This is a genomic window from Lentzea alba, from assembly GCF_047445655.1.
GTDB classification, from domain to species: domain Bacteria; phylum Actinomycetota; class Actinomycetes; order Mycobacteriales; family Pseudonocardiaceae; genus Lentzea; species Lentzea alba_A.
On sequence record NZ_JAJAEG010000012.1, the window covers coordinates 160,524 to 180,588 of the forward strand.

The 20,065-nt window shown below is 68.3% G+C and carries 20 protein-coding genes; 13 read left to right on the forward strand and 7 right to left on the reverse strand.

Annotated features, from left to right (window positions below):
* Nucleotides 1–2 precede the first annotated feature (2 nt).
* The 5 genes from LFM09_RS21405 to LFM09_RS21425 all read left to right on the forward strand — a co-directional run bounded on the left by LFM09_RS21405 (nt 3) and on the right by LFM09_RS21425 (nt 7,887).
* Nucleotides 3–1,751, forward strand: a complete 1,749-nt coding sequence (locus tag LFM09_RS21405; protein ID WP_414098285.1) for a toll/interleukin-1 receptor domain-containing protein — start codon at nt 3–5, stop codon at nt 1,749–1,751.
* Between the two features lie 86 nt (nt 1,752–1,837).
* Entirely contained in the window at nt 1,838–3,862 is a 2,025-nt protein-coding gene (locus tag LFM09_RS21410; RefSeq protein ID WP_414098286.1) for a PQQ-dependent sugar dehydrogenase, read from the forward strand.
* Nucleotides 3,862–4,800, forward strand: coding sequence for a LamG-like jellyroll fold domain-containing protein (locus tag LFM09_RS21415; protein ID WP_414098287.1), 939 nt, complete (start codon nt 3,862–3,864; stop codon nt 4,798–4,800). Before LFM09_RS21410 ends, LFM09_RS21415 begins: the two co-directional genes overlap by 1 nt.
* A gap of 142 nt (nt 4,801–4,942) precedes the next feature.
* A complete protein-coding gene (locus LFM09_RS21420) occupies nt 4,943–6,958 on the forward strand; it encodes a PQQ-dependent sugar dehydrogenase (protein ID WP_414098288.1) in 2,016 nt (671 codons plus the stop codon).
* Nucleotides 6,958–7,887, forward strand: coding sequence for a hypothetical protein (locus LFM09_RS21425; RefSeq protein ID WP_414098289.1), 930 nt, complete (start codon nt 6,958–6,960; stop codon nt 7,885–7,887). Before LFM09_RS21420 ends, LFM09_RS21425 begins: the two co-directional genes overlap by 1 nt.
* 20 nt (nt 7,888–7,907) lie before the next feature.
* Here the strand turns inward: LFM09_RS21425 and LFM09_RS21430 are convergent, their stop codons facing one another.
* From LFM09_RS21430 to LFM09_RS21440, 3 genes are read right to left on the reverse strand one after another with little or no spacing between them, the layout of a single operon-like run.
* Nucleotides 7,908–8,453, reverse strand: a complete 546-nt coding sequence (locus tag LFM09_RS21430; RefSeq protein WP_414098290.1) for a DUF4232 domain-containing protein — start codon at nt 8,451–8,453, stop codon at nt 7,908–7,910.
* Nucleotides 8,454–8,489: 36 nt separating this feature from the next.
* Nucleotides 8,490–8,948, reverse strand: a complete 459-nt coding sequence (locus tag LFM09_RS21435) for a hypothetical protein (protein ID WP_414098291.1) — start codon at nt 8,946–8,948, stop codon at nt 8,490–8,492.
* Complete coding sequence (locus LFM09_RS21440) at nt 8,945–10,120, reverse strand: SGNH/GDSL hydrolase family protein (protein ID WP_414098292.1); 1,176 nt, start codon at nt 10,118–10,120, stop codon at nt 8,945–8,947. The genes LFM09_RS21435 and LFM09_RS21440 overlap by 4 nt, the downstream gene beginning before the upstream one ends.
* 67 nt (nt 10,121–10,187) lie before the next feature.
* Here LFM09_RS21440 and LFM09_RS21445 point away from each other — a divergent pair, with 67 nt between their 5' ends.
* The 5 genes from LFM09_RS21445 to LFM09_RS21465 all read left to right on the forward strand — a co-directional run bounded on the left by LFM09_RS21445 (nt 10,188) and on the right by LFM09_RS21465 (nt 13,355).
* A complete protein-coding gene (locus LFM09_RS21445) occupies nt 10,188–10,718 on the forward strand; it encodes a class I SAM-dependent methyltransferase (RefSeq protein ID WP_414098293.1) in 531 nt (176 codons plus the stop codon).
* A 71-nt stretch (nt 10,719–10,789) separates the two neighbouring features.
* The gene (locus LFM09_RS21450) at nt 10,790–12,487 is read left to right on the forward strand and encodes a hypothetical protein (protein ID WP_414098294.1); all 1,698 of its coding nucleotides are present in this window, start codon (nt 10,790–10,792) and stop codon (nt 12,485–12,487) included.
* 10 nt (nt 12,488–12,497) lie between these two features.
* Nucleotides 12,498–12,824, forward strand: a complete 327-nt coding sequence (locus tag LFM09_RS21455; RefSeq protein WP_414098295.1) for a MarR family transcriptional regulator — start codon at nt 12,498–12,500, stop codon at nt 12,822–12,824.
* A complete protein-coding gene (locus LFM09_RS21460; RefSeq protein ID WP_414098296.1) occupies nt 12,772–12,921 on the forward strand; it encodes a hypothetical protein in 150 nt (49 codons plus the stop codon). Before LFM09_RS21455 ends, LFM09_RS21460 begins: the two co-directional genes overlap by 53 nt.
* A 41-nt stretch (nt 12,922–12,962) precedes the next feature.
* The gene (locus LFM09_RS21465) at nt 12,963–13,355 is read left to right on the forward strand and encodes a hypothetical protein (RefSeq protein WP_414098297.1); all 393 of its coding nucleotides are present in this window, start codon (nt 12,963–12,965) and stop codon (nt 13,353–13,355) included.
* Here LFM09_RS21465 and LFM09_RS21470 read toward each other — a convergent pair.
* The 3 genes from LFM09_RS21470 to LFM09_RS21480 form a co-directional block, all read right to left on the reverse strand.
* The gene (locus LFM09_RS21470; RefSeq protein ID WP_414098298.1) at nt 13,352–13,903 is read right to left on the reverse strand and encodes a TetR family transcriptional regulator; all 552 of its coding nucleotides are present in this window, start codon (nt 13,901–13,903) and stop codon (nt 13,352–13,354) included. The two genes, LFM09_RS21465 and LFM09_RS21470, sit on opposite strands and share 4 nt — an antisense overlap.
* A complete protein-coding gene (locus LFM09_RS21475; protein ID WP_414098299.1) occupies nt 13,900–15,288 on the reverse strand; it encodes a fatty acid desaturase in 1,389 nt (462 codons plus the stop codon). Before LFM09_RS21475 ends, LFM09_RS21470 begins: the two co-directional genes overlap by 4 nt.
* A gap of 64 nt (nt 15,289–15,352) precedes the next feature.
* Entirely contained in the window at nt 15,353–16,177 is an 825-nt protein-coding gene (locus tag LFM09_RS21480; RefSeq protein ID WP_414098300.1) for a LysR family transcriptional regulator, read from the reverse strand.
* A gap of 83 nt (nt 16,178–16,260) precedes the next feature.
* Here LFM09_RS21480 and LFM09_RS21485 point away from each other — a divergent pair, with 83 nt between their 5' ends.
* Both LFM09_RS21485 and LFM09_RS21490 read left to right on the forward strand, forming a co-directional pair.
* Nucleotides 16,261–17,124 carry an MBL fold metallo-hydrolase gene (locus tag LFM09_RS21485; RefSeq protein WP_414098301.1) on the forward strand — a complete coding sequence of 288 codons (864 nt, stop codon included), beginning with the start codon at nt 16,261–16,263 and terminating at the stop codon, nt 17,122–17,124.
* Nucleotides 17,125–17,135: 11 nt separating this feature from the next.
* Complete coding sequence (locus LFM09_RS21490; RefSeq protein ID WP_414098302.1) at nt 17,136–18,314, forward strand: YncE family protein; 1,179 nt, start codon at nt 17,136–17,138, stop codon at nt 18,312–18,314.
* On the opposite strand, the gene LFM09_RS21495 is transcribed toward LFM09_RS21490, so the two are convergent.
* Nucleotides 18,311–18,661 carry an MmcQ/YjbR family DNA-binding protein gene (locus LFM09_RS21495; RefSeq protein WP_414098303.1) on the reverse strand — a complete coding sequence of 117 codons (351 nt, stop codon included), beginning with the start codon at nt 18,659–18,661 and terminating at the stop codon, nt 18,311–18,313. The genes LFM09_RS21490 and LFM09_RS21495 overlap by 4 nt on opposite strands.
* Before the next feature lie 383 nt (nt 18,662–19,044).
* Here LFM09_RS21495 and LFM09_RS21500 point away from each other — a divergent pair, with 383 nt between their 5' ends.
* Entirely contained in the window at nt 19,045–19,740 is a 696-nt protein-coding gene (locus tag LFM09_RS21500) for a carbonic anhydrase family protein (RefSeq protein ID WP_414098304.1), read from the forward strand.
* Nucleotides 19,741–20,065 lie beyond the last annotated feature (325 nt).

Sequence of the window (20,065 nt, forward strand, 5' to 3'; positions counted from 1 at the left end):
GTGTGCAGAAGATCTTCGTCAGCTACTCGCGAAGGGACTTCCACGCGGCCGAGGCGTTGACCTCGGTGCTGACCGACGCCGGGTTCGACACCTGGCTCGACGTCGAGCAGCTCAGACCCGGTACCGACTGGGAGATCGCGATCAACGGCGCGATCGACCGGTCGGACGCCGTGGTGCTGCTGGCGTCGCCGGACGCGATGGCGTCCAGGTGGGTGACGGAGGAGTGGCAACGGGCACTGCGCCACGGCAAACCGGTGCACGTGGCGCTCCTGCGCGCCACGGAACTGCCGCCTGGGCTGAGCCGGGTGCACGACCTTCGCGGCAGGTTCTTCCAGCAGGCGCGCGGACTCGCTGACGTGCTCAACGGCAGGCCGGCACCGCAACGCCGCCGGTTCCCGATCTCCGTGCAGATGGTGTTGCTGTGGCTGGCGTTCGGGTACGGCACGGCAGCCGCGGGGGTGGGAGCCACGCTCGTCTGGAACATCCACGAGGCCTATCTGGACGTGCACGCGGGCGTGTCACGGGCCGGACTGGCCTTCACTCTCATGAACGGCGTCGGCGTGGCCGCGCTGGTGTACGTGATGGTGCGCCTCCACCGGCGTTCGGCGTCGCCCACGTCGTTGCGCGAGGGCTTCTTCGTGATCGAGCTCTGCATGGTGTGCTGCGTGATCATCACCCTGCCGTCGAGAGGACGGCCGGACCCGGCGTGGCCCTATCTCTTCGGCGCCGCGTTGGCCGTGCTCGGCATGCTGCTGTTGCGCTACTCCCGCAACGTGCACCTCGCGATGCCGACCGGCAAGGGCCACGACCACCTGCGGCTGCGGGTCAGGGGCGAGCCCGGCCGCCGCAGGCTGCGCCGCTTCGGCCCGCTCTGGGCCGCCTACGAGCCGAAGTTCGCGGAGCTGAAGAACGCGCTGCCCGGCTCCAGTAGCTACCGGATCTGGTGCCGGCCGGACGACGAACCGCTCGCGCACCTGGTGAGCCACGCCTGCACGGCCGCGGGGTTCGTGGAGGACGAGGTCGACCCCGGCTGGCTGTTCGTCATCGTCACCGCGGGCACGTCCGAGACGGTGCTCCGCAACGCGACCGGGATCCACGGGGACCGCGTGGTGTTCGTGCTGGCCACGAGCCTGCGCCTGGCGGACGACGAGCTGCGGCGACGGCAGTGGCTCGACTTCCGCGAGCAGAACCCGGAGGGGCTGTACGAGTTCCTGCGCATGGCGATCACCAGGCAACCGGCGCGGCGCGGGGTGGTGGCCCCGCCGATGGGCGTCGACACGTTCCGCGCGCCCACCCCCGTCACCGACTACCTGCTGTTCGGCAGGGTGCTGCTCGGGTTCGCCGCTGCTCCCGCGCTCGGCTCGCTCCTCGCCGGTGAGTTCCGCGTCGCGTTGCTCCTGGTCACCGTCGCGCTGGGGGCGGCGGTGATCTGGTTGATGCGGGGCACGGCGGCCCGGTCGATCGACCAGGTCTGGTGGTTCGGCAGGACGGTGCTGGTGCTCGGGTTGTTCGTCGCGTGGCTGTTCCTGGCGCCGGCCTTGCCGTTCATCCCGCCGATCAACCGCGTCTTCCTCGTCGTGTTCGTCGTGACGGGTCTGTTCTTCCGGAAGAACGCCGTGCTCGGGCTCTGGTTGCCGCAGGACGAGATCAAGCAGCAGGCCGCCGCCGTGCTTCCGCCGGTGTCGGGCTTCTCGCTGCCGCTGATGTCGCTGGTGTTCGCGACCGGCTACTTCTGGGCCGTCGGCGCCTGACGCTTGTGACTGCGGTCACCCGTGGGTAAAGTCTGGCACGCCGCCGCGTGGTAAGCGCTTTCCAGCTGACCCACGAGGTGGTGGACGTGTCCAGACGATCGTTCTCGGTGCTGTTCGCGGCGCTGGCGCTCACAGCGGCTTCCCTGGTGCCACAAGCAGCCGCGCAGCCCGGCCCCGTCTCCGATCCACTCCCGACGCCCGCACCGTCCGGCATCGGCGTGAAGCTGCAGGAGATCGCGCGGTTGCCGCAGTCGTCGACGACGCCCACCGCCGGGGACAGCAGGCTGAAGCAGTACAACCGGGTCAACTACCTCGGCGAGATCCCGGACGGCTCCGGCCGGTTCTTCGTGCCGGACATGAACGGCAAGATGTACACGCTCAACCGCGACGGCAGCGGGCAGCGCACGTACCTCGACGTCCGCGCCACCATCGGCGGGAACTTCCACAACCACCAGGGACTCGGCAGCGGGTTCGGGTTCGTGGCGTTCCACCCGCAGTTCGCGACGAACGGCAAGTTCTACACCGCGCACACCGAAGCCAAAGACGCGCTGAAGAACCGCAAACCGGATCTTCCGTCACCGTCGAACGCGGTGGTGCACGGTGTCATCACCGAGTGGACGGCCACCAACCCGAAGGCCGCCGCGTTCGCGGGATCCAAGCGCGAACTCCTGCGCATCGGTTTTGCCATGTACCTCCACGGTTTCCAGGAGATCGGGTTCGGCCCGGACGGTCTGCTCTACCTGGCCGTCGGCGACGGCGGCATCGGCTACCGGTCGGACGTGCCGCAGGACGTGAAGGTGCCGCAGGGCAAGATCCTGCGCATCGACCCGGCCGGAACCAACTCCGGCAACAAGAAGTACGGCATCCCGCCGACGAACCCGTACCTGGGCAAGCCCGGATCGCCGCTGGCCGAGCTGTACGCGATCGGCCTGCGCGACCCGTACAGGTTCAGCTGGGACAACGGCAGGATGTTCCTCGGCCACATCGGCGAGAAGGTCGTCGAGTCGGTGTACGAGGTGAAGCCCGGCGCGAACCTCGGCTGGGGACAACGGGAAGGCCACCTCACCTACCGGCGCAACGACCCCAAGTGCCAGCTCTACCCGTTGCCGGCCGATGACGCGAAGTTCGGCTACACCTACCCGGTCGCGGGCTTCGACCACAACCGGCCCAACGGCGGCTGCGGGGACAGCGGCAACGCGTTGATCGGCGGGTTCGTCTACCGCGGCAACGCCATTCCCCAGTTGCAGGGCAAGTACGTCTACGGCGAAGGCGTGAAGGGCCTGCTGTACTACGCCGAGGAGAAGGACATGCGGGCCGGCGCGCCGATCGCGAAGTCGTTCGAGCTCGCGGTGTTCGACTCGGCGGGCAAGCGCACGACGATGCGCACACTGGCCGGCAAGAACCGCGTCGACCTGCGGCTCGGCACGGACGCGGCCGGTGAGCTCTACGTGCTGGCCAAGGCGAACGGCAAGATCTGGAAGGTCACCGGCACGATCCAGACCCTGCAGGCCTGCGACCCCGGCAGCGACGTCGTCAGCGGCGTCACCACCGCGAAGGACTGGAAGCCCATCACCACCTCGCGCTGGCGCTTCCCCGGTAACGAGGTCGTGCTGTCGAAGGCGGGCACCACGCGTCCAGGACCACGGCGCCCCAACGAGTACGCGGTCGTCACCAAGGGTCCGGCGTTCGGCAACGTCACCATCGATGCTCAGGTGCGGCTGGACACTCCGGTCTCGCAGAAGGACCGCGACGTCGTGATCGTGTTCGGCCACCAGTCCGACAACCGCTTCTACTACGTGCACCTGTCGAGTGACAACAAGATCTACCCGCACAACGGGATCTTCCTCGTGGACAACGCCGATCGGCTGCGCATCGACGACCAGTGGAACGGCTCGGTCGGCGCGCCACCCGCCGTGACGGACATGAAGTGGCACCGGATCCGGGTCACGCATTGCGTGGACACCGGGGCGATCGCGGTCTACGTGGACGGCTCCTCGCAGCCGTTGATGACGGCGACGAACTCGGTGCTGAAGTCCGGCCGGGTCGGGTTCGGCTCGTTCGACAACATCGGCCGCGTCGCCGACCTCCGGATCAGTGGGAAGGGCCAGTGATGAGGAAAGCTCTGCCGGGACTGTGCCTGGTGTTCGCGCTGGCCGCACCGGCGCAGGCCCAGCCTCCATCCGACGTGTTCCCCGGCATCGCGTCGGCCGTGGTGCACCACTACGACTTCGAACACCCGCTGGCGGGTGACGCGAAGAAGGAGGACGACATCGGCCGGGCGGACTCGCGCACCCCGATCACGTTGATCAACGGCGGGGCGGCCATGCGGACGGCCGACGGCGCGTTCCCCGGCTCGAAGACGTCGATGCAGCTCAAGCAGGTGCAGCCGAACAAGTCGAGCAACGACGACTGGAAGGCCGGGGTCTACGACTCCAAGGGCGTCGCGTCGATGAAGGCGTTCAACAAGGTGAAGGCCCTGTCGATCATGACGTGGGTGAAGATCACCGGTGAGGCTCCAGCCCGCAACTCGAACTCGTCCGGCACCGGTGACTTCTACGGAGCCATCGGGTTCGCCGGCGTGCTGACCGGCAACTCGGACGGGCACGCCGCGCGGGCGTTGCTGGAGACGGAGAACCACGGCGGCTCGATGAAGCTGATCGCGCTCGCCCGCCGCGTGGACGGCAGCGACAAGCAGTTCTGGGTGTCGAAGGCCGAGTGGAAGACGCTGGTGCCGCCTGGGAAGTGGGTGTTCCTGGCCGGAACGTTCGACTTCGACAACAACACGGTCGGCCTGTACGTGGATGGGAAGCCGGTCGAAGGCGCCTACGCGGTCAAGGGCGACCCGTGGAAGGTCATCGGACCTCCCGAGCCGGACTTCTCGTCGGCGACGAACCCGCGCGGAATCAAGATCGGCGGCAGTCACCCGCAGAACAACCGCGAGACGAACGCCTGCAACTGCAGGCTCGACGGGCTGATGTTCCTGGACCGCGCGCTGACCGCCGACGAGGTGCGCGCGCAGTACGAGTGGGTCACCAAACCTCGGAGGTGAAGGGGTTGTAACCACCCTGTCCGCTAGGTAGATTCCGGTGGCCGCCGCAGGGAAAGCGCTTTCCGCTGCCGTGAACCACGGCCTGGCCCACAGGGTGGTGGGGATGTACAGACGGTTATGTCGTTTGGCTGTCACAACATTCGTGCTCTCAGCGTTGTTCGTGCCGACCGCTTCCGCCCAAGACCTGCCTGTCGCAGATCCGTTGCCCACGCCGGGTGCGTCCGGCCTCGGGCTGGAGCTGACCGAGGTCGCGCAGCTGCCGGAGTCCAAGCCGGTGCCGCCGCCGACCGATGCCAGGCTGCGCCGCCACAACCGGATCAACTACCTCGGCGAGGTGCCCGACGGCTCCGGCCGGCTGTTCGTGCCGGACATGAACGGCAAGCTCTACCTGCTCGACCACGGCGTGCAGCACGCCTACCTGGACCTGGGTGCCGTGGTCGGGCCCGACTTCCACAGCCACCGCGGCCTGGGCAGCGGCTTCGGGTTCACCGCGTTCCACCCGAAGTTCGCCCGTAACGGCAAGTTCTACACCGTGCACACCGAGACCGGGTCGGCGCTGACCGGCAAGACGCCGGACCTGCCGTCCGCGAACTCGGTGGTGCACGGCGTGATCACCGAGTGGACCGCGACCGATCCCCGCGCCGACGTCTTCTCCGGCACGCACCGCGAGCTCATGCGCGTCGGCTACGCGTCGTTCATCCACGGCTTCCAGGAGATCGGGTTCAACCCCAACGCCCGTTGGTGGGACGAGGACTACGGCCTGCTCTACATCGCCTCCGGCGACGGCGGCATCGGCCTCACGACGACGCTGCCGCAGGACCTCTCGTTGCCGCAGGGCAAGATCCTGCGCGTCGACCCGGCCGGCACCAACGGTGTCAACGGCAGGTGGGGGATCCCGCGCTCCAACCCGTTCGTCGGCCAGGCCGGCAAGCTCGGTGAGATCTACGCGTACGGCATGCGCGACCCGTACCGCTTCAGCTGGGACTCCCGCGGCTCGCACAAGATGTTCCTCGGCCACATCGGCGAGAAGGCCGTCGACTCCGTGTACGAGGTGCGCAAGGGCGCCAACCTGGGCTGGAGCGAACGCGAGGGCAACTGGGCCTACCGCAAGGGCGACCCGTCGTGCGGCGTGTTCCCGCTGCCCGCCGATGACGCCAAGTACGGCTACACCTACCCGGTCGCGGCGTTCGACCACAACCGGCTCGCCTCCTCACGGCCGTGCGCGGACAGCGGCAACGCGTTGATGGGCGGCTTCGTCTACCGCGGCTCGAAGATCCCCTCGTTGCGCGGCAAGTACATCTACGGCGAGGGCGTGAAGGGTCTCATCTACTACGCCGAAGAACGCGACATGCGCGCGGGCAAGCCGATGGCCACCACGCGCGAGATGATGGTCTACTCGGGCGGTCAGCTCACGACGTTGAAGGCTTTGGTCAACGATCCCAATCGTGTCGATCTGCGGTTCGGGCAGGACGCAGATGGCGAGCTTTACGTGCTGGCCAAGGCGAACGGCAAGATCTGGAAGGTGACGGGTGCTCGCACCTTCGCCGCCTGCAGGTCAGGCCACGACCACGTTTCCGGCGCCACCTCGGCACGTTCGTGGCAGCCGGTGACGCCCGCTCTGTGGCAGTTCCCCGGACGTGAGGTCGTGCTGGCCCAGCCCGGTGTCGCACGTCCTGGCCCGCGGCGGCCGTTCGAGTACGCGGTGCTCAAGAAGGGGCCGGAGTTCGGTTCGGTGCAGATCGACGCGCAGGTGCGGCTGGACACCCCGGTGGCCGAGTCGAACCGGGACGTGATCATCGTGTTCGGCTACAAGTCCGACACCGAGTTCTACTATGCGCATCTGTCGTCGGACAACAAGATCTACCCGCACAACGGGATCTTCGTCGTCAACAACGCCGACCGGAAACGCCTTGACCTCCAATGGGACGAGGCCAGATCGGTGGGCGCCGCGCCGGCCGTGACCGACACCGCGTGGCACCGCGTGCGCGTCAAACACTGCGCTGACACCGGCGAGATCGCGGTCTACATGGACGGCTCACGGTTCCCCTTGATGACCGCCGTGGACAAGACCTTCGCGTCGGGCCGCGTCGGCTTCGGCTCGTTCGACAACATCGGCCGTCTGCGCGACCTCCGCGTGCACGGCAAGGGAGTTCGGTGATGAGACGTCTGCTCGTTCTCGGTGCGGCCGTCGCGTTCTGCGTCGGCCTCGCCGCCCCCGCCCAGGCCACGTTCGGCACCGTCCTGCCGACCTTGTCCCGCAACCTGGTGTCGTACTACGACTTCGAACACCCGGTGCGCGGCAACAAGGCCCTGGAACAGGACCGCGGCCGCTCGGGCACGTCGCTACAGCTGATCAACGGCGGCGGCGACATGCGCGTGCGGGACGGCGCGTTCTGGCGCAGTCGCAACTCGTTGCAGCTCAAGCAGGTCAACCCGACGGTCGCCGGCAACGACGACTGGAAGGCCGGCCTCTACACCGAAGCCGGTGTGCCCTCGCTGAAGGCGTTCAACGGCACGCGCCAGGCGTCGATCATGGGCTGGGTGAAGATGACGGGCCAGAACCCGGCCCCGAACTCGAACTCCGCCAACCCGAACGACTTCTACGGCGCGATCGGCCTGGCCGGCGTGCTCTCGGGTGACTCCAACGGTCACGCCGTCCGCGCGTTGCTGGAGCTGATCGGGGTCGACGGTGAGCTGAAACTGGTCGCACTGGCCAGGCGCGTCGACGGCGGCGAGTCGCAAACGTTCGCGGCCATCGAGGACTGGCAGAAGCTGTTGCCGCAGAACGAGTGGGTGTTCCTCGCGGCGACGTTCGACTTCGACACCGGCGCGATGGCCCTGTACCGCAACGGAAAGCCGTTGACCGGCAAGTACGTCGTGGCCGGTGACCCGTGGAAGCTGGAGGGCGAACCCGAACCCGACGTCGCGTCGGCGACGAACCCGCGCGGCATCAAGATCGGCGGCAGCTACCCGCAGAACAACCGCGAGGGCAACGCCTGCAACTGCCGGATGGACAGCCTGATGTTCCTCGACCGGGTCGCGAAGCCGTGGGAGGTGCACCTGCAGTACCACTGGATGAAGGGCTGACGCACCGGGGCGTCCTGGGGTCAGTCGAACACCAGGACGCCCTGCGTGGCCGGCTGCATCGTGCCGACCTTCGCCTCGCTCACCTTCATCTTGCTGATGTCGGTGATGTTCTGGCCGTCGGTGCCGATGATCGTGACCTTCGTCGGTTCCGTGCCCGGAACTTCCGCCGTGATTGAGCCGATGGCGAAGGCGTTGGCGTCGTCCTCGGTGTCGAGCTGGACACCGGCGAACGCCGTCTGACCCGGTTGCAGGGTGATCGACGGGCCCTCACCGGGCACCAGCTTCTGCTCCACCGGGATCGCGGCGGGCTCGTTCGCGAGGTTGGTGAAGGAGAGCTTCGGCCAGCCCTGGAACGTGATCGGCGCCGAGCCCTGGTTCGTCGCGGCGAGCAGGCCCAGGCCGGGCTTGCCCTGCACGGTCAGCTCCGCCTTGACCGTGGGCTGCTGCTTGTCGGCGGCAGAGGTGGGCGCGGGGCTGGACTGGGACTGCGGCTGGCTCTGGGGCGCCGGCGTTCCGCAGGCCGTCACGCCGGCCGTGAGAACAACGGCGAGGATCATGACACGCATGCGCCCGGTTAGCCGGAACCCGGCGCGCGCCGAACATCAACCGCCCGATCGTGTGTCCGGCCAGATCGCGACGTGCCACCGTTCGACGTTCCGCACGTCCTCGCGGTGCTCGAAGTGCCTCGCGGCATAGGTTTCCTCGCGCCCGGTGCACGTCACCGCGCAGTGCACCCGACCCGCGGGCAGAGCGGGCAGCACCAAAGCGGGCATGCCCTCCATGTCGGTCAGGGCGATCTCCCTCGCCGAACTGATGAACCAGTGCAGCGGGCGTTGTGCCCGGACCTCGGCCGGTACCTCGGCGGCGGAGTCGAACACCTCGATCGTCACGTGCGCGGTGTGGTTGCTGGTGACGCTGTTGAGTCCGATGGCGTCTCCGGCCGACACCGCGGTCGACTCGAAGTCGTGGTTGTCGTGCGGGAGGTCGGTCAGCGGCATCGGGTAGTTCCCCAGGAACACGCGCTGGAAGTACACCGGCACGGACGCCTCGTAGGTCATCACAGGGTGGCGATCCTGACCGCGCGAGCCATCGCCTCGAACCCCTTGTCGCCGGGGTGCAGGTGGTCGCCCTGGTCGTAGTCTGGCCTGATCCGCTGCGGGTCCGCCGGATCCCGGATCACCGCGTCGAAGTCGACGACGGCGTCGAAGTCCGGGCTGGTGCGGATGAACGCGTTCACGGCCTGGCGCACCGACTCCAGCTCGTCGGTGTAGCTGAACCAGCCCTTGAACGGCGTGATCGTCGCGCCGATCACGCGCAGCCCGCGGTCGTGCGAGCGGGACGCGATCTGCTTCAGTGCGGCGATGATCTTCGCGGGGTCGGTCTGGTGCGGGGTTTGCTGGATGTCGTTGATGCCCTCGAACACGATGACCGTGCGGACGCCGGACTGGGTCAGCACGTCGCGGTTCAGGCGGGACAGCGCGTTCGGGCCCGCCCAGCCGCCGTCCAGCAGCAGGCGGTTGCCGCTGATGCCCGCGTTCAGGACGCCCAGGCGGGTGTTGATGCGGTCGGCGAGCTGGTCGGGCCAGCGGAGGTTCGCGCCCCAGGTCGAGTTCGCGCCGTCGGTGATCGAGTCGCCGAGTGCCACGACGCTGCCGCGCAAGGAAGACGAGCGGACGTCCACGCCGGAGACGAAGTGCCAGTTGGTGGTGCGTTCGCGGAACGCCGCGGCGGACTCGTCGGCCGTGAAGTTCCCGTCGCGGGTGAAGTACGAGTTCTGCATGGTCAGCTCGTGGCGCGTGACCGGGCCGCCGGGCGACGGCGTGAAGACGCTGACCAGCAGGTCGGAGTCGGCGGGCACGGTCAGCGCCACGCCGTCGCTGATCACGTCGGCGCCGGGAGGGGCGGTGATCGACTGTGCGCCGCCGAACGTCAGCGTGCGCATGGTGCCGGGCAGGGCTAGAGGCGTGTCCGGGCCTGCCGCGCGGGCCACGGTCACCTGGCCGAACGTCACCGGGGTGGTGCCGTAGGCGTTCGAGAGGCGGACGCGGATCTCGCGGCCGCCCGCGCTGACGTGCACGATGTTGCGCATCGAGAAGTTCGGATAGCCGTTCTCGGTGCCGGGCACGGCCGAGGACGGCGCGGTGGCCCAGGTGCCGACCCAGCGGGCGGGTGCGGCCTGCGCGGGTGAGGCCGCGGCCACGAGCAACGCCACTGCCAGCAGAAAGCGCGTCATGAACTCGACCTTGGCAGCGCTCTCACCCAGGCGGTATCCGCCGATCTTCGGATCTATGCTCCGGGACATGTGGAACGGGGCCGAGTACCAGCGCAGGTTCGACTCGCTCGCCGAGTCGGGAGTGGACGTGCACGGCGAGGCCGCCTTCGTGCGGGCCTACGCGCCGAAGACCGTGCTGGACGCCGGGTGCGGCACCGGGCGGGTCGCCATCGAGCTGGCCCGGCACGGGATCGAGGTCGTCGGTGCGGACCTGGACGAGTCGATGCTCGCGTACGCGCGGGAGCAGGCTCCGGAGATCACCTGGGTGCGGTCTGACCTGGCCGAACTGGATCTGCAGCGCACGTTCGACGTCGTGGTCATGGCGGGCAACGTGCCGCTGTTCACCGCACCCGGCACGCAGGACAGGCTGGTCGCGGGCGTTGCCCGGCACGTCGGCAAGGTGCTCATCGCCGGCTTCAGCCTCAACCGCGGGTACACGGTCGAGGAGTACGACGAGCACTGCGCCAAAGCCGGGCTGAAGCTCGTCGAACGGTTCGCGACCTGGGACCGGGAAGAGTTCCGGGACGGCGACTACGCGGTGTCCGTCCACCTGTCTTGATTGGGCCAGAACCCTGGTCTTGCGTCCTTCTGACGGTGTAGGTCTAGCTTGATCTACTACCAGGGGGATGCATGCGTTTACTGTCAGCGATCGCCGTCACCGCGCTGGTGCTGAGCGGGCAGACCGCAGTCGCCGCGCCGGCACCGGTCCAGCCCGACCCGTTGCTCGCGTTCCTGGCGGATCCGGGCAGGGTCGACCTGGCGAAGGCCGCACAGGCGCGGGAAGCCAAGGCCAGGGCGCGGGTCTTGAGCGCCGCCGCGCCCGGATACACCTACGCGGAACGGGAACCGGCGGCCCAGCGCGGTCGCAACGACAACCCATGGCTCGCGGAGTCGACGGACTTCCGCAAGCACCGCAGCGCTGTCTTCACGGGATCGCTGCTCGCGGACCCGACCATGCCGAACGTCGCCGAGTTCGCGGAACCCAACGACAGCGCAGCGACCGCGAGCGACTCCGGGGTCGGCACCACGCACCGGGCGATCCGCACGACCGGCAAGATCGCCGGCGCAGACCAGGACTACTACAAGCTGCGCGGCGCAGGGCTGACGACGATCGCGACCCGCACCGACGGCAGTGACCTCGACACCGTTCTCACGGTGTTCGACGCCGCCGGCAAGGAGATCGCGGCCAACGACACGGTCGGCGTGAGCACCGACGCGCGGCTCGACGTCGAGCTGACCGCGGGCGCCGACTTCTACGTGCGCGTCACCGGCACGCAGAACACGTCAGGCACCTACGAACTGACGCTCGCGGCCGGCGAAGGCAAGGGGGACAAGGACTTCTTCGCCGTCGACCTCAAGGCGGGCGACGTGATCGGCGCATCCGTCGCCGGTGCGGCGCGGAAGGTCGTCGTGCACGACACCAGGGGACGCCTGGTGATGGGCTCCCAGCAGGACTTCTCCGGCGTGTACCCGAAGGAGAGCCCGTTGCCCGGCGGCGGCAACGCGGTCGCGGACTTCGTGGCGCCGCGCGACGGTCGCTACTCGGTGGGCGTCGAGGACGGCGCGGGCCGCTACGAGCTGACGGTCAAGGCGTTCCGGCCCGGCAGCGAGAAGGCCGGTCTGCAGACGGTGTTCGTGGATTTCAACGGTGCTCTCGTCGACACGAGCGTGTGGGGTGTGCCGGGGGAGAAGCAGCTGTCGCCGCTCTCGAAGTTCCTGGCGAACTGGGGACTTTCCGCGGCCGACGAGAACGCGGTCGTGTCCGTCGCGTTCGAGACCGTGCGGGAGAACCTGGCGCTGCACGGGAAGTACGGGGTGAAGCTGCTCAACAGCCGCGACCACGCCGACCCGTGGGGCCAGAAGAACGTCAGCCGTCTCGTCATCGGCGGCACGATCGCCGAGTCCGGCGTGGAGACCGTGGCCATCGCCCAGTCCATCGACCCCGGCAACTTCGGGCACGAGGAGACCGGGTTGGTGCAGCTCGACCTGCTGAGCTCACCCGCGGGCTCGCCCGTCTCGCTCAACACGTACGTCAAGCCGGGCAGCGACAAGGTCCGCTTCGTCGGCCGGGCGCTGGGCAACATCGCGGCGCACGAGCTGGGGCACCTTTCCGGTTCGTGGCACCAGCACCAGTTCAACGAGCACGACACGTTGATGGACCAGGGTGGCAACCCGGCGGCGATGTTCGCGGTCGGCGCGGACGGCATCGGGGGCAACGCCGACGACACCGACATGGACTTCGGCGAGGACCACTTCGTGCCGAACGAGGGCTTCACCGGCGTCGAGGACGCACTGAGCCGCACCAGGTGGGGTTACAGCCGCGGCTAGCGCTCGGGGCATGAGCACTGCCCGCACCACCGGTGATCTGGTCGTCCAACTCCAGCTGCTGAGCCGCGACGTCGAACTGCTGGCGGCTCAGCGGCTGGAGGGCACCACACCACGGGCCGTGACAGTGCTGACGTGCGCCGACGAGGGCGAGAAGACGCAGGGCGAGATCGCCGGCCGCGCCTGCCTCGACAAGTCCGCAATGGTCCACCTCGTCGACGCGCTGGAGAAGGACGGCCTGGCGACGCAGTCCGTCGCAAAAGGACCGTCGCGCCCAGGTCGTCAACGTGACCGACGAGGGCCGCGAGCTGGTCGCCGCCACCTCGGAGGTGCTCGGTGAACTGTTCGACGAGGTGCTCGGCCGGTTGCCGCAGGCCGACCGGGCGCCGTTCCTGCGGTCGCTCGCCTTGTCGACAGGCGGTCGTGCCGCACGCTGAAAGCCGCGCTTCCGGCGGTTCTCAACGCTACGGTGTCCGGCGTGACGTCGTGGACCGAAGTGATCAACTATGTCCGGGTCCGGCACGAGGTGCTGGAGGAGACCGGCGACTGGCTGCGTTTCCGGCTCGCCACCGCGGGCGAGCGGACGCAGCAGGTCTCCGTGCACCACCTGCCGGACCTGGACGGCAAGGCCTGGGTCGAGATCTCCTCACCCGTCGGCCGGGCTGCCGAGATCGATCTGCAGCGCCTGCTCGAACTGTGCGGCGCGCCGGAGATCGGCGGCGCGGCGGTCGTGGACGGCCTCGCGCTGCTCAAGCACCTGGCGCCGCTGGAGGACATGGACATCCGGGAGGAGTTCGAGCGCCCGCTCGCCCTGCTGGTCGCCCGCGCGGACGCCATCGAGCACGAGCTGACCAGCGGCGACGACTTCTAGGCCAGCAGCTTGGCCGCTGCCCACGTCACGGCGTCGGCGGTGTCCGCGGGCGTGCCCGACGGCTGCATCACGTGGCTGAGCACGTGCCGGACGAGCAGGTCGACCACGATGTCGAGCTCGGAGATCGGCAGCTCGTAGGCCTGCAGGCAGCGCGACACCGCGGTCTTCGCGGTGTCCAGCAGGCCGTCGGTGTGGGTGGTGAGCAGCGGCAGCAGCTCCGTGTTCGCCCCGTGCGTCGCGGAGACCACGGCGTGCAGCAAGGTGTTGTCCTGCGCGAACTCCAGCACGTTCCGGACGGCGGCGTGGATCGCGGCGAGCAGGTCGCCGGGGTGCTCGTCGAACGCGTCGGTCACCAGTTTCAGGAAGCGGTCGAGCTCGGCGAGCACGACCGCCTCCGCCAGCTGGGGCTTGGCGCCGACCTCGTTGTAGACGGTCTGCCGGCTCACGTTCAGCTCGGCGGCCAGCCGCGACATGGTGACCGCCTGCCAGCCCTGGTCCGTGATGAGCTTGGCGGTGACCGCCAGGATCGCGTCGCGCAGTGGCGTCATGTGGCTCCGATGGAGACGAAGTCGACCTTTTCCCGCACCCCGCAGTCCGGGCAGCACCAGGAGTCGGGGACGGCCGACCACGGGGTTCCGGCCGGGAACCCCTCGCGGGGAGCGCCGAGCGCGGCGTCGTAAACGTAGCCGCAGCCCGGGCAACGGCCACCGGTGGCGTCCTGTTCGAGGGTCGCTTCCGCAGCGGTGTGGTGCTCGGCTGCTGCTGGTAGTGGGTAGCGGGCCAGCACACGTTCTCGCTTCGGCGGGTGGATGTTCGCCAGGCTGATGTCGCCGCCGAAGTGCTTGAGGACGCGGGGATCCATCACGCGGCGCCACACCGGCGGCACCAGCGCGAGCAGGATCATCCCCGCGTACCCGGTGGGCAGCACCGGAGACTCCTCGAAGTCCCGCAGGGTCTGGTAGCGCCGCACCGGGTTGGCGTGGTGGTCGCTGTGCCGCTGCAGGTGGTACAGCAGGACGTTCGTGGCGATGTTGTTGGAGTTCCAGCTGTGGCTGGGGTTCACCCGCTCGTACCGGACCCGGCCGGGCACCCCGACCTTCTGCCGCAGCATCCCGTAGTGCTCCATGTAGTTCACGACTTCCAGCAGCGAGAAGCCGACCACGGCCTGCAGGACGAGGTACGGCAGGATGCCGGCGCCGAGCCACCAGATCATCGCTCCCCACAGCACCGCCGACATCAGCCACGCGTTGAGCACGTCGTTGCCGATGCGGTACGGATGCCTGTCGCGCCGGCCGTACCGCTTCTTCTCCAGGTGCCACGCGCTCTTGATCGACCCGCCGACGGTGCGCGGCCAGAACCGGTAGAAGCTCTCACCGACCCGTGCGCTGGCCGGGTCCTCCGGCGTCGCGACGCGGACGTGGTGACCGCGGTTGTGCTCGATGTAGAAGTGGCCGTAGAAGCTCTGCGCCAGCGCGATCTTGGACAACCAGCGCTCGTGGCTCTCCTTCTTGTGCCCCAGCTCGTGCGCGGTGTTGATGCCGATCCCGCCGATGGCACCGATGGAGATGGCGAGCCCGATCTTGTCCACAACGGACAGATCGCCGGTCGCGATCACGTAAAACGCCAGCGCGAAGCCCGCGTACTGGATCGGCAGGAACAGGAACGTGATCCACCGGTAGTAGCGGTCCTGCTCCAGCGCCTCGATGAGCTCGTCGGGCGGGTTCGAGCGGTCCAGGCCCGCCATCAGGTCGATGGCCGGAACGATCACCAGCACGACGATCGGCCCGATCCACAGCCAGACGCCCCAGCCGGTCAGGTCGTGCAGGCCCAGTGCGACGAAGGCCAGCGACGGGACCACCAGGCCGATCAGCCACAGGTAGCGCTTGCTGTCCTTCCACTGCTCGGTCGAGCCGGGTGTGACGGTGCCGGTCATCGTCGCTCCTCTCGTCGGGCTTTACAAAACGGTAGGAGTTGTAAAGCCATTTGACAAGTGGCGGCTAGATGTAAAGTGCTCTGACTGCCGCTTCGACGAACGCCCTGGTCAGCGGATCGTCCTTGGTCCACGCGATCACGACCGGGCTCGGTGGCAGGTCCACGAGCGGCACGACCGTGAGCTCGTCGCCGAGGTCGTGGCCCAGCGGTGCCAGGCCGACGGTGCCGTTCCACAGCACGGACTGCACGCACTCCTGAACGCCGCGAACGGTCGGGCCTTTGCGCGGTCTGCCGCCGTTCCAGTAGCTCCGCCAGATCTCGTCGGTGCCTTCCGGGAACTGGAACCAGACCCGGTCGTCGAGGTCTTCGGTGGTGAGGTGGTCTCTTCGTGCGAGCGGATCGTCGGCTCTCAGGACCGCGCCGACCGGATCATGGCGCAGGATCCTGGTCTTCAGGCCGGTCTCGTCGAACGGCCCGCGCGTCAGCGCCACGTCGACCTGGTTGGTGCGCAGGCCGCAGGTCGGGTCGGTCAGGTCGGTCTCGCGGATCCGGATCTCGACGTGCGGGTGCTGCTGCCGGAACGCCGTGGCGAGCTGGGGTGGTCCGTGGCCGGCGAGCATGCCGACGGTGATCGTGGTCCTGGCGAGCTTGGCGCGGATGCGGTCGGCGTGGTCGAGCAGCGCTTTGGCTTCGTGCAACAGGGTCTGTCCGGCCTCGGTGAGCGTGACGCCGGCGGGGGAGCGGTGCAGCAGCCTCACGCCGAGGTCGTTCTCGAGGTGCTTGATCGCCCGGCTCAGCGGCGGCTGGCTCATGTGGAGTCGTTTGGCGGCGCGCCCGAAGTGCAGCTCTTCGGCGACCGCGATGAAATAACCCAGCGTCCGCAGCTCCATGATCAGCGACGATACTCGTCCGGTATCGGCGAGTCCTTGTTGGTCTTGGACGTGCTGTGTGGTGTGGCGGTGGAGTCGGGGGCATGAACCTTCCTGACCCCGTTGTGGACGTTTCCGGCGCCGTCGAGGTGGCCGCCGATGTGCTGGTGATCCCGAACCGGGACGTCGGGCTGGTGCCGAACGTCGGTGTTGTCCTGGGGCGCGACGCTGTGCTGGTCGTGGACACCGGGCTGGGTGTCGCCAACGCGTCCGAGGTGCTCGCGTTCGCGTTGGAGGTGGCTGCTGGGCGGCGTGTTCACCTGACTACGACGCACTTTCATCCGGAGCACGCGTTCGGTGCCTCGGTGTTTCCCTCGTACGTGGTGAACCGGGCTCAGGCTGCTGATCTGTCGCGGAAGGGGGCCGGGTATCTGGAGATGTTCCGAGGGTTCGGTGGTTTCGTGGCTGATCGGCTGGCGGACGTCTCCGTGCCCGTGCCGGACGTGGTGTTCGACGGGGTCTGCGAGCTCGATCTCGGTGGGCGGGCCGTGGTGCTGCGGCCGACCGGGCGCGGGCACACGTTGGGGGATCAGGTGATCGAGGTGCCGGACGCCGGCGTGCTGTTCACCGGGGACCTGGCCGAGACCGGCCAGTTCGCGATCTTTCCCTGGTTCCCGCCGCACGACACCGACGTGTCCGGGGTGGAGTGGATCTCGGTGATGGACCGGTTGATCGCCGGCTCACCTCGGGTCGTGGTGCCGGGACACGGGTCGGTGGGGGATCTTGCGGTGCTGCAGGGGGTGCGGGACTACCTGCGGGAGCTGCGGGACGAGACCTGGCGGCGGCGTTCCGCGATGGCTCTGGACGAGGTCGTGGCGGAGGTGCGGGCGGTGTTGATCGAGCGGTACCCCGAGTGGGCCGGGCGGGAGTGGATCGAACGCGGGGTGGGGTGCCTGTGTGCTGAGTAGTCTCGATCTTCGTGAGACTGCTCGAGTGCGGCCACGCGGCCGAGGCCGGGGCGTCGCGGATGTGCGAGCACCTGGTGGCGGAGGAACCGCCTGGGTACTACCGACTGCTCACCGGGTCGATGGTGCGGTTCGACCTCGCGTGCGAGGAGTGCGTCGACGCGCCGGTGCTGATGACGGTGTGCGAGGGATGCGTCGAGCGGGCCGCGGACTCGGGCGACGCGCTCGGGTGGAAGGGCACGCCCGAAGTCCGGCACGAGGACGGCGAGGTGCGGGGCAGCCTCACATCACGGCATTGCCGGGTGCATCTGCTGAACGACAGGTGCCTCGCGCCGTTGCCGCACGGTTGGCTTGCGCTGACTGCCGACGGGCTTGTGGACCTGGACAAGGGTCTCGTGTGTGAAGCGCCCATCGAGATTGAGGTTGAACGATCGGGCCGACGGGCGCCCTTGCTCGCGTTGCACACGTCTGCCGATGGCTGCTACGCGGCGGTGGTCGTCGACCACGGGCAGCGGGCCGTCATCGTTGATCTGCGGTCAGGAGCGGTCGTGCTGGAGCTGGACCGCGGGAACTATCACGTTGAGTGGACGCCGTTCCCGATCGCGTTCCTGCCAGATGAACGGGTGGTCGCGGCGACAGCTTGGAACCGGCTCGACGTCTTCGACCTGCTGTCCGGCGCGGTGCTGACGGAGCGGGAGCCGGAGGGCGTGCTGTTCCACGGACGTCTCACGCTCAGCCCGTGTGGCCGCCGGGTGCTGGACGACAGCTGGGCGTGGAGTCCTGCCGGCCTGCCGTCCGTCCTCGACCTGGAGGCGTGGCTCGTGGACGGTGGTGAACCGCCCCGCCACTCGCTGAGCCAGCGCTGGTACGCGTGGGATCAGCCGGTCGCCTGGCTGTCGGCGGACCTGGTGGCGATCCAGCGCATCGGCGAGGACGACGAGGCGATGCTCGACGGCGTCGAACTGCACGAGGTGCCGAGCGGGCGCAAGCGAGAACCGTTCGCGGGCCCGGTCGGCCCGATGTGGGGCCACAAAGGACTGTTGTACGTCAGCGGCGCGGACGGGTTCGAGGTCTGGGATCCGGATCGCGGTGCGCGAATCGGTCTGGTGCAGGGGTTTCGGCCGACCGCACACCGCGACGGCACGTTCGTCTCGCTCAGCGATGGTGTGCTCAATAGCTTCAGTGTTGACTAAAGGTAGTCCTCACCGAGGTGCTCGCGGATGACCTTCTTGGGCACGACCATCGTCCAAGCGCCGATGACGAGCTCGGTCATCTCCTCGACGTCGAGCTCGGCCATCGAGGCGTGCACCCACTGGAAGCGCATGTCGGACTGGCTGGGGAAGGCGAACTTGACCGGGTCGCTGGCGACCAGGGCCTCGCGTTCCTCGCGCGGGTAGCCGAAGCCCAGCACGGTCTCGTCGCGGGACAGCGCCGCGTAGACGATCTGGCCCACGCGGAACTTCACGCGGTCGCGGATCAGGTGCTCGGTGGTGCGCGGTAGCGACAGTGCCACGGCGCGGACGTCGGCGACGGTGACCATCGGGCGAGTAGATCACGGACGGTAATCGTCGTCGAGTCCGATTCGTTCCATTCGAATCCGGCCAATGGGTGCGAATCGGACAATGGGGGTTAAAAGCGGGGAGGTTCGTCAATTCCCGGTACAAGTCCGGTAATCCTGATTGGTCAGTCAGTTGTTGTTGGGGCAAGCGTCGAATGAGGGTGATCTGACCTGCGCTTACTGCAGCTCGCGCGGCTGGAGCGGTTCAGTTCCGGAACGTTTGATAGGTGTCGTGAACCAATCAAGACGCGGGAATTATTTCGTAAGGTGAGAGCGCGACCACACTCCACTTCCCCATTTCACTCGTTCGGGTGAAAAGTGGAGCAATGAACCTAAGACGGTCCCTTCCGGCTCTACTTCCGCTGGTGCTCACCGCGTCCTTCTTCGCGGTCGGCACGGCTGAGTCGGGGACACCGAAGCAGAGCCCTGTCAACGTCACGGCCAACGCGATCCGGTTCGACCCGAACGCGCCCAAGCTGGACGTCACGTACGGGACCTCCGCGCTCGAACTGAAGTACATCCGCAAGGACACGGACAAGCCGGACGGCTGCACGACCCGCGACCACGAGGAGACCGAGGAGGCGGAGGTCCAGCCCGGTTCTGGCCACGTCACCGTCGCCGGCACCAGGTACGACCTGGTGCAGTTCCACTTCCACACGCCGTCCGAGCACCAGTTCGGCGGTCGCAACACGCCGCTGGAGATGCACCTCGTGCACCGCAGCGCGGCGGGCAAGCTGCTGGTGGTCGGCGTGCCGCTGGTCGTCGGCTCGCACTCCGTCGTGGACGACGTCCTGGCGAAGCTCGCGCCCGAGTGCGGTGACCCGGTGGACATCGAGCCCATCAGCCTCAACCGGTTGCTGCCGCTCAACCACCACACGCTGCACTACACCGGCTCGCTCACCACGGCGCCGTTCACCGAGGGTGTCGAGTGGTACCTCACCGGCGAGCAGCACGTCACGGCCGCGACGATCGCGCGCTTCAAGGGGCTGTTCACCTCGGGCAATGCCCGCGCGACGCAGCCGCTCAACGGCCGGACCTTCGTCGAGGTCCCGCGAATCTGAGCTAGCGCCACGCAAGGAGGCCGGTCCCGACGCCACGGGACCGGCCTTTTGCGCATGTCGGGGCGACGGCAGGGGTCGTTGAAGGTCGCCTGACTCGTCCCTGTGCCACCGACGGCTGGTGCGAACTGCTCGTTGGCGGCCGGCCATCCCTCACCACCTGTGTCCTCGGCTGCGTCGTCGTCCTTGGGTGCGCCGGGCTGCGGCGAGGTCGGCGCCTCTGCGCGCCGACGACCGCCAGTCCCTCGCCGCGTGCGTCGCCGAACCAAGCGCGTGACGAGCTTCACCGATTCAGGAGTCGCTTGCAATTGCCCGCGTATGCAACTAT

What these genes read in the sequence shown, in the direction of transcription:
- LFM09_RS21415 (WP_414098287.1), top strand. Translation starts at nt 3,862, where the DNA reads ATGAGGAAAGCTCTGCCGGGACTGTGCCTGGTGTTCGCGCTGGCCGCA.
- LFM09_RS21425 (WP_414098289.1), top strand. Translation starts at nt 6,958, where the DNA reads ATGAGACGTCTGCTCGTTCTCGGTGCGGCCGTCGCGTTCTGCGTCGGC.
- LFM09_RS21430 (WP_414098290.1), bottom strand. Translation starts at nt 8,453, where the DNA reads ATGCGTGTCATGATCCTCGCCGTTGTTCTCACGGCCGGCGTGACGGCC.
- LFM09_RS21440 (WP_414098292.1), bottom strand. Translation starts at nt 10,120, where the DNA reads ATGACGCGCTTTCTGCTGGCAGTGGCGTTGCTCGTGGCCGCGGCCTCA.
- LFM09_RS21445 (WP_414098293.1), top strand. Translation starts at nt 10,188, where the DNA reads ATGTGGAACGGGGCCGAGTACCAGCGCAGGTTCGACTCGCTCGCCGAG.
- LFM09_RS21450 (WP_414098294.1), top strand. Translation starts at nt 10,790, where the DNA reads ATGCGTTTACTGTCAGCGATCGCCGTCACCGCGCTGGTGCTGAGCGGG.
- LFM09_RS21455 (WP_414098295.1), top strand. Translation starts at nt 12,498, where the DNA reads ATGAGCACTGCCCGCACCACCGGTGATCTGGTCGTCCAACTCCAGCTG.
- LFM09_RS21470 (WP_414098298.1), bottom strand. Translation starts at nt 13,903, where the DNA reads ATGACGCCACTGCGCGACGCGATCCTGGCGGTCACCGCCAAGCTCATC.
- LFM09_RS21475 (WP_414098299.1), bottom strand. Translation starts at nt 15,288, where the DNA reads ATGACCGGCACCGTCACACCCGGCTCGACCGAGCAGTGGAAGGACAGC.
- LFM09_RS21480 (WP_414098300.1), bottom strand. Translation starts at nt 16,177, where the DNA reads ATGGAGCTGCGGACGCTGGGTTATTTCATCGCGGTCGCCGAAGAGCTG.
- LFM09_RS21485 (WP_414098301.1), top strand. Translation starts at nt 16,261, where the DNA reads ATGAACCTTCCTGACCCCGTTGTGGACGTTTCCGGCGCCGTCGAGGTG.
- LFM09_RS21495 (WP_414098303.1), bottom strand. Translation starts at nt 18,661, where the DNA reads ATGGTCACCGTCGCCGACGTCCGCGCCGTGGCACTGTCGCTACCGCGC.